Below are 14196 nucleotides of genomic sequence, written 5' to 3'. Positions count from 1 at the left end.
GTGTTCGATGTATGTTCGCCGGGGTGGCTTGTCGAGGGCCGATCGCTTTGCCATGGATCAGCCCCGTGCAAAGGATGATCGATCGGCTTGGCCCCAACGGCCCGTATCTCGCGCTGGCACTGACGTGCCTGCTCGGCTGGGGGTTCAAGGCGCATTGTGGGGCCGGATGGAGCGGCTCGGAGCAGTATATTACCGGCTGTTATAGCGATGCGGTGCCCTTCTGGGGCTTGCGCGGGGTCGCGGCGGGGCAGCTTCCCTACTTCGAGGCGCGGATGGAATATCCGGTGCTGACCGGCGCGCTGATCTGGATCGAGGGGCTGGTCGCGCGCGTGATCGGCGGGCGCGGCGCGGACGCGGCCGATTTCCTGAACGCGGTGACGCTCGGCAATGCGATGCTCGCGTTCGTGGTGCTGGAGTTCATGCGAAACGCGGGCGTCGGGGTGCGGCGGCAATATGCGTGGGCGCTCGCGCCGCCGCTGGTGCTGTATCTCGGGCACAATTGGGACCTGCTGGCGGTGACGTTCGCGGTCGCGGCGCTGCTGGCGGCGCGGCGCGGGGCCGAGCGGAAGGCGACCGCGCTGGCGGCGCTCGGCGGCGCGGCAAAGCTGTTTCCGGTGCTGATGCTGCCGCTGTTCGGGTTGGGGGCGTTGTTCCGCCCCGGCTGGCGCTGGCCGCGACGGATCGCGGCGGCGGGGGTGCTGGTGGCGGTTGCGGTGATCGCATGGGCGGCCGTCAATGTGCCCGTTGCCGCGCGGACGTTCGAGAACTGGCGCGAATTCTATGCTTTCTCCAGCGAGCGGAGCGGGACGGCGGCGAGTGTCTGGGAACTGATGGCGCAATTCGGCTGGTGGGCGACCGACATTCCGACACGCAATTTTTGGTCGTTCGTGCTGTTCGCGGGCGGCGCGGCGACGATCGTCGCGGTGGGCTGGCGCAGGCATGGCGCGCGGCCGTGGTTGCTGTTCATGCCGGTGCTGGCGTGGTTCCTGCTGACCAACAAGGTTTATTCGCCGCAGTTCGACCTGTGGCTGTGGCCGATGATCGTGCTGACCGGCACGCGGGTGCGGGCGATGGCGCTGTTCCTGCTCGGCGATCTGCTCGCCTATTTTGCCGAATTCTGGATGTTCGCGGGGCTGGAGGGCGCGTGGCCGTCGGCGACGCAGTCGGATATCCTCGCCGCCGCGATCGTGCGCGGGGTGGCGATGCTGTGGCTGATCCACGGCGCGGTGCAGGATGACGCGCCGACCTGGACGCTCATTCCGCGGCCAGCAGCTCCGCCGCCTGAAGATCGACCGACACCAGCCGGCTGACCCCCTTTTCGATCATCGTGACGCCGAACAGGCGGTGCATCCGGCTCATCGTCACCGCATTGTGCGTGACGATCAGGTAGCGGGTGTCTGTTTCGCGCGCCATGCGGTCGAGCAGGTCGCAAAACCGCTCGATATTGGCGTCGTCGAGCGGGGCGTCGACCTCGTCGAGCACGCAGATCGGCGCGGGGTTGGTCAGGAACAGCCCGAAGATCAGCGCGATCGCGGTCAGCGCCTGTTCGCCGCCCGACAGCAAGGTCAGCGATTGCAGCCGCTTGCCGGGGGGCTGCGCCATGATCTCCAGCCCGGCTTCGAGCGGATCGTCGGAGTCGACCAAGGCGAGATGCGCCTGCCCGCCGTCGAACAAGGTGGTGAACAAGCGCCGGAAATGGCCGTCGACCGCCTCGAACGCCGCGAGCAGCCGCTGGCGGCCCTCGCGGTTGAGCGTGCCGATCGAGCCGCGCAGCCGGTTGACCGCCTGTCCCAGTTCGTCGCGCTCGGCGGCGGTGGCGGTGCCGGCGGCTTCCAATTCGGCGAGTTCCTGTTCGGCGACCAGATTGACCGGGCCGAGACGCTCGCGGTCCATGACCAGCCGCTCGTGCGCCGCGGATTCGTCGGCGGGGCTGGCGACAGAGTCGCTCTCGAACCCGACGCGTGACGGCAGGGTCGGCGCGGGGCATTCGAAGCGCTCGCCCGAGACGCGCCCCATCTCGACGCGGCGCAGTTCGTGGCCTTCGAGCCGTGCGATCGCACCGGCGCGTCGTTCGCGCGCCTGCGCCAGCGTCTCGGCAGCGCGGGTCAGCGCGGCGTCGGCGACGCGCAATGCGACGTCCGACTCGCGCTCGGCTTCGTGGGTCGCGTCGGCGGTGGCGCGCGCGGCAGTATGCTCCGCCTCCAGCGTCGCGATCTCGGCGGCGAGCGCAGCGGGGCGCTCCGACAGGTCGGCGAGTTCGACATCCAGCGCGGCGGCACGCTCCGCCATTTCGTCGAGCCGCCGCGCCGCCTCGCCCGCGCGGGCGCGCCACCCAAGCGCCTCGTCACTCGCCCCCGCCGCCCGGGCCCGCGCCTCGTCGAGCATCCGGTCGTGCGTGCTGCGATCGGTGCGGGCAAGCGCCACATGTGCGCGGGCCGCCTCCGCCTCGGCACGCAGCCGGGCGGTGGCGGCTGCGGCGGCGGTGCCGTCGGGAAGCGCGGCGATAGCTTCCGCGGCCTGTGCCTGCTCGGCATCGGCCTCACCGGCCTCGGCGGTGACGCGAGCGGCGCGCGCGGCGAGATCGGCCTGTTGCGCCGCCAGCCGTTCGATCAAGGCAGTCGCACGATCCTCGTCACGCTGTGCGGCGCGCGCCGCCGCCTCGGCCTCGGTTACCAGCGCGCGTGAGGATTGCGCGGCGACGCGGGCGCGCGCGATTCGCTCGTCGATCCGCGTCCGGCGGGTCGTGGCGGCCTCGACGGTTTGCTCTACGGCGGGGCGTTCGGCCTCCAGCGCGGTGATCCGGTTGAGGCGCTGCAAGCGCTCGGCCGCTGCCACCCCGCCGATCTCGCTGACATAGCCGTCCCAGCGCCGGACATGACCAGTACGGGTGACGAGCCGCTGGCCGACCTGGAGGACCTGACCGGAATCGCCCTCGACCAGAAACACCTGCGACAGCCGCCGTTCGAGCGCGGGGGGCGCGGTGACGCGTGCGGCGAGCGGCAGCGTGCCGACCGGGGCGGGGGGATCGGTGGGGTCGAGCGCCGCGCCGGTCCAGTCGGCGAGCGCAGTTTCCAGTTCGTCGCCGAGCACCGCCGCCAGCGCGCGCTCGAACCCCGGCTCGGCGCTGACCGCGTCGATCAGCCGGTCGCCGTCGCGTACGGTCGACTGGCGCAGCGCGGCGAGTTCGCCGTCGAGCGCCGCCAGCGCGGCGATCGCGGCGGCGCGGCTCGCCTCGGCGGGGTCGCGTTCCTCGCGCGCCTCGGCCTCGTTGGTTTCGGCCCAAGTCAGCGCTGCCGCGGCCTTCTCGGCCTTGTCCTGCGCCGCGGCGAGCGCGGCCTGCGCGGTGGCGCGTTGCTCCTCCAGCGCCGCGGGATCATCGAGCGCCTCGATCGCGGCGGCGAGCTGCACCGCCTCGCGACGCGCGCGGTCGTAGCGCGCCGCCGCGGCGGCCCGCGCGGCGAGCGCGACGCGGCGTTCGGCGGCTTCCGCTGCCTCAGCGGACATCGCCTGCGCCAGCGCGACTTCGGCATCGCGCGCGCGGCGTTCGGCCTCGGTCAGCGCGGCGTCGAGCGCGGGGCGCGCCGCGCCGGCCTGAGCGATACGTTGCTTCAGGGCGTCGCGCTCCTCCGCCAGCCGCGCGATGGCGGCGGCGGCGTCGTGCGCGAGCGCATCCTCGCGCGCGCGATCCTCGTCGATCCGCGCGCGAGCGGCGCGGGTGTCGGACAGGCGGCGCTCGACGCCGAGGCGCTGTTCCTGAAGCCGGGTGAGTTGGTGCGCGATATCGGCGGCGGCATCGCGGGCGGCGAGCGCGGCATCGCGGGCGGCGACATGGCGTTCGGCGGCGGCTTGCTGTTCGGCTTGTGCGCCGGTGCTGTCGGCGGTGGCGGTGGCGAGTGCCGCCTCGGCGGCGTCCGCCTCGACCTTGGCCTCGGTAGCAGCGGCAGCGGCGTCGCGCCAGCGCGCGAAGATCATCCGCGCTTCGGCGAGCCGGATCTGTTCCGAGAGCAGGCGGTAGCGTTCGGCGGCGCGCGCCTGTCGCCTGAGCGCGGTGATGCGCGTCGTCTGGTCGGCGAGCAGCTCGTCGAGCCGCGCGAGATTGGCCTCGGTGGCGCGCAGCCGCGTCTCCGCATCCTTGCGCCGAACGTGGAGCCCGGCGATCCCGGCGGCTTCCTCCAGCATCGCGCGCCGTTCGACCGGGCGCGCGGCGATCACCGCGCCGATGCGGTTCTGGCTGACGAGCGCGGGCGAGTGCGCGCCGGTCGCGGCATCGGCGAACAGCAACTGCACGTCGCGGGCGCGGACGTCGCGGCCGTCGATGCGATAGGCGGAGCCCGCGCCGCGTTCGATGCGGCGGACGATCTCGCTTTCCTCGGGACCGTCGGGGCCGTCGCGCTCGGCGAGCAGCGCGACCTCCGCGAAGTCGCGCGGTGGGCGCGAGGCGGTGCCCGCGAAGATCACGTCCTCCATCCCCGCGCCGCGCATCGACCGGGCGCTGTTCTCGCCCATCGTCCAGCGAAGCGCTTCGAGGAGGTTGGACTTGCCGCAGCCATTGGGGCCAACGACGCCGGTCAGGCCCGGTTCGATGCGGAGGTCGGCCGGGTCAACGAAGCTCTTGAAGCCGGTGAGGCGGAGGCGCTTTATCCGCATCGCGTCAGGCCGGGGCGGCCATCTTCGTCATTCCCGCGCAGGCGGGAATCCAGACGCGCGAACGTCGCGCTTCTTGCGGTGAGGTCAGAGGTTCTGGATTCCCGCCTGCGCGGGAATGACGGAAGGGAACGGCGGCATGACGAGGTGAGCGCAGGACGGGCGCTATCAGCACCCGCCCGCAACGGGCGTCCGTGGCGACGGACGCCCGCCGGCATCACGCGCCCGCGTTCTTCAGCGCCGTCTCGACCTGCGCCCAGGTAACGCCGTCGACCTTCGCGCCGTTGAGGATGAAGGTCGGCGTGCCGGTGACGCCGTTCTTGTCAGTGCCGTCCTGCATCATCTTGGTGAGCTGGTCGATCGCCTTCGCATCGGTCAGGCAGGCGCGCGCCTGCGCCTCCGGCACGCCGCGCTGCTTGATGAACTCCAGATAGCCCATCTTCTCGGCCCAGGCGGTGGCGACCTGCGCGGGGGCGGCGTTCTGCGTCTGTTGCAGGAACGCCTGATCCTGCGCGATCTTCATCTGCGTATCGAGGAACTTGGGCTGGTCGATATACATCTGCTCAAGGATCGGGAAGAACGGCTGCGGCCCCGCGCAACGCCCGAGCAGCGCCGCGGCGAGATCGGGCGGACCGTGAACCAGGAAGTCACGGAATTCATACGAGACCTTGCCGGCCTTGACGTAATTGTCCTCGAGCGGGCGCATGCCCGTCTGACCGAACGCGCCACAGGTCGGGCAGGTGCGCGAGCCGTATTCGACCAGCTTCAATTTGGCGTCGGGATTGCCGACGACATAGCCGCCCGCCGGGGTAGCGGACACGACCTGCGTCCAGTCCTGACCGGCGGGGGCCGCGACCGCCTTCACCGATCCGGCGGGGGCGGTCGGCGTGCTGCTGTTGCCGTCGCCCGCGCCGCTGCCGCAGCCGGCGAGCAGCGCGACCGCCGCCAGCAAGGGGGTTGCCATACGCTTCATCGTGTCACTCCGTCGCTCATTTCGCACCCGCGGCGCGCAATTGCGGCTGCAACTGCGCCCATCCGACATTCTGGACCAGCCGCCCGTTGATCTCGAAGGCGGGCGTGCCCTGGACCTTCGACGTGGTTTCCGACACAGCGATCGTCTTCTTCACCGCGGCATCATTGGCGAAGCAGGCGCTGATCGCGGCCGCCGGCGCGCCTGCCTCGCGCGCGATCGCGGTCAGGCCGGCCCCGTCGGCGATCGCGGAGAGCTGCGCCAGTTGCGGCCAGCTCGCGACGCGTGCTTGATTGGCCTGCGCCCACTCGGCGGCGCGATCGAGCCATTGCTCCTGCTTCCGGAAAAAGGCGGCATGGACGCGCGGGAAGGCCGCCGCGCCCGAGCAGCGCGCGAGCGTCGCGGCGGCGAGGTCGATCCCGTCGTGAACCTGATTGCGGTATTCGACGCTGGTCGAGCCCGACCGGACCATCGCACCGAGCGTGGCGTCGGATTCCTGCGTGAAGTGCGCGCAATGCGGGCAGGTGTAGCTGACATATTCGACCAGCTTCACGCGCGCCTTCGGATTGCCGATCAGATAGCTGCCGCTCGCCACCGGCGTTGCGACCGCGGTCCACGGACGCGGGGCGCTGGCGGCGGTCAGTGCGACGGCGGCGAGCAGGGGAATGAGGAAGCGCGTCATCGGACCTTCGGCAACACAGGGCGGGGGGCAGCGACGCCGGAGGCGAGCGCCTCCAGCACGGCCTTCAACTCGGGATCGGCGATCGTGCGCAGGCTCTGCCCCATTTCGGGCGGGGCGGGGACGAGCGACGGCGGGGCGCGGCGTTCGGGACGACGCGTGACCTCGCCATGCCGGATCGCGACCCGCACCACCGCGGCATAGCCGAAGAAGCGGTTCACGCGCTCGATGATCTCGGCCGTCAGATGGCTCATCATCGCAGCATGGGCGCCGCGCACCGTCAGCGTCAACACGCCGTCCTGCTTCTTGCCGGCGGGAAAGCGGATCGATTCGGGCGTGCTGGCGGCGGCGAGTCGCTCGCCGACGATCTCCGGCCAGCGCGTGACGATCGCCGACTGCACGAAGCCGAAGCGGCGGAAGGCCGCACCGCCGACCGCCGGCAACAGCTCGGCGACCTGCCGCGAGCGATTGTGGCGCGGGGATTCGGAAGGGGGATCGCCGGCGCGCTTGCTCATTCCGTCGCCCATGCCATAGCCGGGGCATGGACGCCAAGCACCGGATCGATATCGCGACTCCGTTGCTCGACTGGTACGACCGTCACCGCCGCGATTTGCCGTGGCGCGCGAGGGCGGGCGAAGTCGCCGATCCGTATCGCGTGTGGCTGAGCGAGGTGATGCTCCAGCAGACGACGGTGGCGACAGTGCGGCCGCGCTTCACCGAATGGACGCGGCGCTGGCCGACCTTCGCCGACCTCGCCGCCGCGGACGAGGGCGAGGTGATGGCGGCGTGGGCGGGGCTCGGCTATTATGCGCGGGCACGCAATCTGCTGGCGGCGGCGCGGAGGATCGCGGCCGAACATGGCGGCAGGTTGCCGGACACGGAGGCGGCGCTGCGGGCGTTGCCGGGCTTCGGCGACTATACCGCGGCGGCGGTGGCGGCGATTGCGTTCGGGCGGCGCGCGGTGGTGGTCGATGCCAATGTCGAGCGGGTCGTCGCGCGGCTGTTCGCGATCGACACGCCCTTGTCGGCGGCGCGCAAGGCGATCCGGGCGGCGGCGGACACGATCACCCCGGACGCGCGCGCGGGCGATTTCGCACAGGCGATGATGGACCTGGGCTCGGCGATCTGCACGCCGCGGCGGCCGCGGTGCCTGCTGTGTCCGCTCAATCAGGCATGCGCGGCGCAGGCGGCGGGGACGCCCGAGGCCTATCCGGTCAAGAAGCCGAAGCCGGCGCGGCCGCATCGGCATGGGACGTTGTTCTGGCTGCAACGAGGCGACGCGGTGCTGCTGGTGCGGCGGCCCGACAAGGGGTTGCTCGGCGGGATGCGTGCGCTGCCCACTGGGCCGTGGAGCGATGCGCCGCCGCTGCTGGTCGATGCGCCCGCCGACGCAGGCTGGAAGATGCTGGATGAGGCGGTGAGTCATGGCTTTACGCATTTCACGATCGACCTTGCGATTGCGGTGGCGCACACGGACGTCGCGAGCAACGAAGGTGAGTGGTGGCCGGTCGATCGGCTCGACGAAGCAGGATTGCCGACGGTGTTCGCGAAAGCGGCAGATGTGGTGAGGAGACGGGCATGACATTGAAGCGGTGGACGATGAAGCCGGTGAAGGCTGTTGGGCTTGGCGCGGCGCTGCTGGCAACGGTCGCGGCCTCGGCGCAGCAACCGCAGCCGCAGATGCGCGCGTCGGCGCCACAGCCCGCGCAACGGACGCCCGATGCCGCCGCCGCGGCGTCGCTGCTGCCCGCGACCAAGGCGCTGTACGACGGCTATATCGCGGCGGGGAAGATGCCGGGGATCGTCGGCGCATTCGGGCTTGGCGAGTTGCCGACGGTGTTCGTCAGCGCGGGCAAGATCTCGCTCGACCCCGGTGCGGCGGCGGCCGGGCCTGACTCGCTGTGGCGCGTCTATTCGATGACCAAGCCGATCACCGGCATGGCGGCGATGCTGCTGGTCGAGGACGGCAAGCTGTCGCTCGACGATCCGCTGTCGAAATACTTTCCGGCGTTCGCGAAGATGCGCGTGCTGACCAGCCCCGACACCTCGCTGGAGACGCGCGCCGCCGCCAAGCCCATCACGATCCGCGAACTGATGACGCATACTTCGGGGATCGGTTACCAGATCAACGCCAAGGGGCCGCTGCTCAAGGAATATGAGCGGCTCGGTCTGGTCCCCGCGACCGTCAATGCGCAGATCGAGGCGCAGGCGCGGCGGACGCGCCCGGCGTCGCTGACTGCCTTCGCCGAGCGGGTCGCGCAGGCGCCGCTGGTCGCTGAGCCAGGAACGACGTGGCATTATTCGATGGGGCTCGACGTGCTGGCGGCGGTGGTCGAGAAAGCGAGCGGCATGTCGTTCGAGCGCTTCGTCCAGACGCGGCTGCTCGATCCGCTCAAGATGAACTCGACTTATTGGCAGGTGCCGCAGCGCGACGTCGGGCGGTTCGCGACCAATTATGCGTTCGTCGAGGAGAAGCTGACCCCGCTCGATCCCGCGGCGCGCTCGCCGTGGTTGCAGCCGCCGAGCTTTCCTTATGGTGGCGCGGGGCTGGTGAGCAGCGCGCGCGATTACGATCGCTTCCTCCATATGCTCCAGAATTACGGGATGCTGGAGGGCACGCGCGTGATGAAGGAGCAGACCGCGCGGCTGGCAATGTCGAACCTGATGCCGGCGGGCGTGTTCTTCGACAATGACGGGCAGCAGCGCGGCTTTGGCGCGGGCGGGGTCGTGTATCTGAACGACGATCCGAACGGCGCGTCGAAGGGCAGCTATGGCTGGGCGGGTGCGGCGGGGACGCTGGCGCTGGTCGATCCCGCGAAGCGCTTCCGCAGCACGATCATGGTCAATTACTTCCCGGCCGAGAAGTGGCCGCTGGGCAAGGAAACCTATGCCGCGATCCGGCGCGACGCCGCGCGGCTGCACGGAGGGCAATGGTGATCGAAACCGGCTTTACCGGCGGCACGCTGGATCGCGCCGACGCGTTGCGGCAGGATCCGGCGGCGATCGCGCCGTTGCTGGCCGACCCGACGTCGCGGCTGTTGCGGCTCGCTGCGTTCGAGCCGGTCGTGGAAGAGGACGGCTCGCTGGCGTGGGGCGTGGTCGCCGATGCGCCGGACGGGGCGGAATTCGTGTTGCTGGGGCTGGCGGAGGGGCGGGCGCATTTTGCGGCCATCATCCCCGGCGACATGCCGCCGCCGCCGTATCGATCGCCGACGCTGTTCGCGTTGCTCGACCGGTTGCGCGGCGGTGAGGCGGCGACGTTCGCCGCGGCGCGCGCGCTGATCGACTGGCATGCGCGGCATCCGTTCTGCGCGCGGTGCGGGCACGCGACCGCGCCGTTTCGCGCCGGCTGGGGGCGCCGCTGTCCGAATTGCAAGGCGGAGCATTTTCCGCGGGTCGATCCGGTGGTCATCATGATCGCCGAGCATGACGGGCGCGCGCTGATCGGGCGGCAGGCGGCGTTTCCGGCGGGGCGCTATTCGGCGCTGGCTGGCTTTCTGGAGCCGGGCGAGTCGATCGAGGAGGCCGTGGCGCGGGAGATTTTCGAGGAGGCCGGGGTGCGCGTTGGGGCGGTGCGCTATGTTGCGAGCCAGCCGTGGCCGTTTCCGTCGCAGTTGATGATTGCGTGCGTGGCCGAGGCGGAAGACGATGCGATCACGCTCGACACCAACGAGTTGGAGGATGCGCGCTGGGTGACGCGTAACGAGGTGCGCGCGGCGCTGGCGGGTGAGGCCGGGGCGTTCGGTGCACCGCCGCGCTATGCCATCGCGCATTCGTTGTTGCGGGCGTGGGTCGAGGGATAGGTTTGTCCGTCATTGCGAGCGTAGCGAAGCAATCCAGCGCGTTCTGATCCGGCACTGGATTGCTTCGCTACGCTCGCAATGACGGGGGCAATTCGGCTGGGAGCCACCTTGACCTATCGTCATTCCCGCGAAGGCGGGAATCCAGAACCTCTGACGCCTGTGGCCTTTACGAGAACCTGCGCGTCTGGATCCCCGCCTTCGCGGGGATGACGGGTGGGGGTGAGCCGTCATCCACTTGCGTCGTCCCGGGCTTGACCCGAGACCCCGCTTCTTCTTCGCGCGGTCGGTAAGAAGCGGGGCCCCGGATCAAGTCTGGGGCGATGGAGAGAGGGTAGGCTTTAAACGTCGAGGTTCGCGACGCTCAGCGCATTCTCCTGGATGAACTCGCGGCGCGGTTCCACGACGTCGCCCATCAGGCGCGTGAAAATTTCGTCCGCGACGTCGGCCTGCTCGATCGCGACCTTGAGCATCGTGCGGTTTGAAGGGTCGAGCGTGGTTTCCCACAGCTGTTCCGCGTTCATCTCGCCGAGACCCTTGTAGCGCTGGATCGCCAGACCCTTGCGCCCCGAAGCGAGGATCGCCTCCAGCAATTGCGACGGGCGCGCCACCAGCGACTCGCCACGGCCGACGGAGACGGTTTCCTCGCCTTCCTCGTCGGTGGCGACCGCGTCGACCGGTGTTTCGACCGCGGCGGTCTTCACCGGCACCAGCTTTGCGGCATGGGCGAAGGTTTCGGCCTGTTCGGCGGCGAGCGTGTGGAGCTTGCGCGCCTCGGCTGAGGCGAGGAACGCCGCCTCGACGATGTGGTGATCGGTCACGCCGCGCCACAGCCGTTCGAAGTGGATGCCGCCCTCTTCGGTGACGCGTGCGCTCCACGTCGCTTCGCTGTCGCCCTGATCGAGCCGGCGGACGACCTCCGTGACGGCAGCGGCGCGGGTGTCGCGCGTCGCTTCGGGATCGAGGGCGCCGCCCATCGCCAGCCCCTCGATGATGACCGGATCGTAGCGGCGCGGCACGTAGCGCATCAGCGTGCGCATCCGTCGCGCGTGCTCGACCAGCGGGCGCAGGTGCGCGCCGGTAAGCTTCTCGTCACCGCGCTCCAGCGCCATCGCGCCCAGCCCGGCGTCGACGAGGTAATTGTCGAGCGCGTGATCGTCCTTGAGGTAGACCTCCGAGCGGCCCTTGGTTGCCTTATACAGCGGCGGCTGGGCGATATAGAGGTGCCCGGCCTCGATGATCTCGGGCATCTGGCGGTAGAAGAAGGTCAGCAGCAGCGTGCGGATATGCGCGCCGTCGACGTCGGCGTCGGTCATGATGACGATCTTGTGGTAGCGCAATTTGTCGAGCTTGAAGTCGTCGCGACCAATCCCGGTGCCCATCGCCTGAATGAGCGTGCCGATCTCCTTCGAGCCGAGCATCCGGTCGAAGCGCGCGCGCTCGACGTTGAGGATCTTGCCGCGCAACGGCAGGATCGCCTGGAAATGGCGGTCGCGGCCCTGCTTGGCCGAACCGCCGGCCGAGTCGCCTTCAACGAGAAACAGCTCGGACTTGGCGGGATCGCGCTCCTGACAGTCGGCGAGCTTGCCGGGCAGGCTGGCGATGTCCATGACGCCCTTGCGCCGCGTCAGCTCACGCGCGCGCTTCGCCGCCTCGCGCGCGGCGGCGGCGTCGATGATCTTGCCGACGATCGAGCGCGCGTGCTGCGGGTTTTCCTCCAGCCATTCCGCCATCTTGTCGGCCATCAGGCTTTCGAGCGGCTGGCGGACCTCCGACGAGACGAGCTTGTCCTTGGTCTGGCTGCTGAACTTCGGATCGGGCAGCTTGACCGAGACGATCGCGGTCAGCCCCTCACGCATGTCGTCGCCGGTGAGCGAGACCTTCTCCTTCTTCAGGAGCCCAGACTTTTCGGCGTAATTGTTGAGCGTGCGGGTCAGCGCGGCGCGGAAGGCGGCGATATGCGTCCCGCCGTCACGCTGCGGAATGTTGTTCGTGAACGCGAGGACGTTCTCGTAATAGCTGTCGTTCCACTCCAGCGCGACCTCGATCGTCACGTGATCGCGGGTGCCCGCGACCGAGATCGGATCGGGGAACAACGGCTGCTTGTTGCGGTCCAGCCATTTCACAAACGCGGCAATCCCGCCTTCGTAGAACAGCTCGATCGACTTCGGCTCTTCATGGCGCGCGTCGTTCAGGAACAGGCGGACGCCCGAGTTGAGGAACGCCAGCTCGCGATAGCGATGCTCAAGCTTCTCGAAGTCGAATTCGGTGATCTTGAACGTCTCGGGCGAGGGCAGGAAGGTGACGCGCGTGCCCTTCTTGCCGTCGGCGGGACCGACGACCTTGAGCGGGGCGACCGCGTCGCCGTGCGCGAAGCGCATGTAATGCTCCTCGCCGTCGCGCCAGATCGTCAGGTCGAGGAATTCGGATAGCGCGTTGACGACCGAGACGCCGACGCCGTGCAGGCCGCCCGAGACCTTGTAGGCATTGTCGTCGCTGGTGTTCTCGAATTTGCCGCCGGCGTGGAGCTGGGTCATGATGACCTCCGCCGCCGAGACGCCTTCCTCGGGGTGGATGCCGGTCGGGATGCCGCGGCCGTTGTCGGTCACCGACACCGAACCATCGGCGTTCAGCGTGATGTCGATCCGGTCGCAATGCCCGGCCAGCGCCTCGTCGATCGCATTGTCGCTCACCTCGAACACCATATGGTGGAGGCCCGAGCCGTCGTCTGTGTCGCCGATGTACATGCCCGGACGCTTGCGGACGGCGTCGAGGCCCTTCAGCACCTTGATCGAAGAGGCGCCGTATTCGCTGGTATTCTGAGGTTCTGCCATGCCGGAGCATATAGGCAGCCGGGCGGTGTAGCGAAAGCGAAACCTAGCCCTGCGCGGGGCGGTCGCGCAGGCCGGCGAAGAGCAACCCGGCGATCGCGAGCGCGGCGCTCGCCACCGCCAACCCCGCCGCGTCCCCGCCGGTCCGATCATGCAGCGCGCCGAAGCCGATGATCCCCGCGCCGCTGCCGATCAGCGCGACGACGATCAGCGTGCCATAGATCTCGCCGTAAGCGCGTAACCCGAACAATCGCGCGGCGAAGAAGGGGAAAAGATCGTTTTCCGCGCCGTTCATCAGCCCGGCGCAGAAGACGCTGGCCGCCAGCCCCGGCAGCGTGAGCCCGGGCCATTGCAGCGCCGCGAATCCGAACGCGGAGACGCACGCGACGGTCGCCGCGATCCGCTGCGGCGCGAAGCGGTCGATCAGCGTGCCGAAGGTGACGCGTGCCGCGACCTGCGACGCGCCGAACGCGGTGAGCAGCAGCGCCGCCTGCTTGCCGGTGAGATCGTGGTCGATCCCGAACGGTACGAGCTGTGTGACGAAGCCCACCGTCCCGAGATTGACGAAAAAGCCCGTCAGCCCCAGCCGCCAGAAGCGCGGATCGTGCCGCGCCTGCGGGGCAGTGACGCCGGAAACCTGCGTGGCGTCGGTGACCGCGGCATGAGTGACGGGGCCCGTGGCGCGGATCGCGACCATCGCGATCGGCAAGGCGATCAGCGCCGAATAGATTGCCAGCGCGATGAACCCGCCGCGCCAGCCGAAATCGTCGATCACTTCCGCCAACACGATCGGCAGCAGCAACGTGGTCAGCGGCAGCCCCGAAGTGGCGATCCCGAGCGCCAGACCGCGATGCGCGACGAAGCGCGCCGCGATCAGCTTGCCATACGCGAGCGCACTGGTGCCTGGCACCGTCATCGCCAGTGCGAGCACCAGCAGGTGGTAATGCCAGAGCTGGCCGCGCATCGTCGCCATGCCGAGATAGGCGGCGGCGAGCGCGATCATGCAGCCGACGATTATCGGGCGTACCCCAAGCCGGTCGACCGCGCGCCCGAGCAACGGCACCGCGAGGCTGCCCGCGAAGCCCAGCCCGCTGGCGGCGGCGATGCCCGCGCGGCTCCAGCCGAACTCCGCGATCATGCCCGGCACGAACATGCTCGACAGGTTCTGGAACAACGCCGGGCCCGCGCCGCTGCCGATCACCGCGCCGAGCACGATCGGCCATCCGGTGCGCCACTCGCTGCGATTCGGAACGGGCGCGGGGTCCAGCATCG

The 14196-nt window shown here is 69.7% G+C and carries 10 protein-coding genes; 4 read left to right on the top strand and 6 right to left on the bottom strand.

Annotated features, from left to right (window positions below):
* Nucleotides 1–74 precede the first annotated feature (74 nt).
* The gene (locus SPHPH_RS0107535; RefSeq protein WP_028966155.1) at nt 75–1310 is read left to right on the top strand and encodes a hypothetical protein; all 1236 of its coding nucleotides are present in this window, start codon (nt 75–77) and stop codon (nt 1308–1310) included.
* On the opposite strand, the gene smc is transcribed toward SPHPH_RS0107535, so the two are convergent.
* The 4 genes from smc to SPHPH_RS0107515 form a co-directional block, all read right to left on the bottom strand.
* A complete protein-coding gene (gene smc, locus SPHPH_RS0107530) occupies nt 1255–4647 on the bottom strand; it encodes a chromosome segregation protein SMC (protein WP_028966154.1) in 3393 nt (1130 codons plus the stop codon). The genes SPHPH_RS0107535 and smc overlap by 56 nt on opposite strands.
* 214 nt (nt 4648–4861) lie before the next feature.
* A complete protein-coding gene (locus tag SPHPH_RS0107525) occupies nt 4862–5617 on the bottom strand; it encodes a thioredoxin domain-containing protein (protein ID WP_238302947.1) in 756 nt (251 codons plus the stop codon).
* A 16-nt stretch (nt 5618–5633) separates the two neighbouring features.
* A complete protein-coding gene (locus tag SPHPH_RS19130) occupies nt 5634–6296 on the bottom strand; it encodes a thioredoxin domain-containing protein (RefSeq protein WP_051272891.1) in 663 nt (220 codons plus the stop codon).
* A complete protein-coding gene (locus SPHPH_RS0107515) occupies nt 6293–6808 on the bottom strand; it encodes a DUF721 domain-containing protein (RefSeq protein WP_238302945.1) in 516 nt (171 codons plus the stop codon). Before SPHPH_RS0107515 ends, SPHPH_RS19130 begins: the two co-directional genes overlap by 4 nt.
* A gap of 26 nt (nt 6809–6834) precedes the next feature.
* Between SPHPH_RS0107515 and mutY the strand changes: the two genes are divergently transcribed.
* From mutY to nudC, 3 genes are read left to right on the top strand one after another with little or no spacing between them, the layout of a single operon-like run.
* Nucleotides 6835–7875, top strand: a complete 1041-nt coding sequence (gene mutY, locus SPHPH_RS0107510; protein WP_028966151.1) for an A/G-specific adenine glycosylase — start codon at nt 6835–6837, stop codon at nt 7873–7875.
* Nucleotides 7872–9230 (top strand): serine hydrolase domain-containing protein, encoded by a 1359-nt coding sequence (locus tag SPHPH_RS0107505; protein WP_238302943.1) that lies wholly within the window; start codon nt 7872–7874, stop codon nt 9228–9230. The genes mutY and SPHPH_RS0107505 overlap by 4 nt, the downstream gene beginning before the upstream one ends.
* Nucleotides 9224–10096 carry an NAD(+) diphosphatase gene (gene nudC, locus SPHPH_RS0107500; RefSeq protein WP_202900647.1) on the top strand — a complete coding sequence of 291 codons (873 nt, stop codon included), beginning with the start codon at nt 9224–9226 and terminating at the stop codon, nt 10094–10096. The genes SPHPH_RS0107505 and nudC overlap by 7 nt, the downstream gene beginning before the upstream one ends.
* 338 nt (nt 10097–10434) lie before the next feature.
* On the opposite strand, the gene gyrB is transcribed toward nudC, so the two are convergent.
* A complete protein-coding gene (gene gyrB / locus SPHPH_RS0107495) occupies nt 10435–12927 on the bottom strand; it encodes a DNA topoisomerase (ATP-hydrolyzing) subunit B (protein WP_028966148.1) in 2493 nt (830 codons plus the stop codon).
* A gap of 43 nt (nt 12928–12970) precedes the next feature.
* On the bottom strand, nt 12971–14194 hold the full coding sequence (locus SPHPH_RS0107490; protein ID WP_028966147.1) for an MFS transporter: 1224 nt from the start codon (nt 14192–14194) through the stop codon (nt 12971–12973).
* Nucleotides 14195–14196: the final 2 nt, after the last annotated feature.

Source organism: Sphingomonas phyllosphaerae FA2 (assembly GCF_000427645.1).
GTDB classification, from domain to species: Bacteria; Pseudomonadota; Alphaproteobacteria; order Sphingomonadales; family Sphingomonadaceae; genus Sphingomonas; species Sphingomonas phyllosphaerae.
This window is presented reverse-complemented; position numbering and strand designations above follow the sequence as displayed.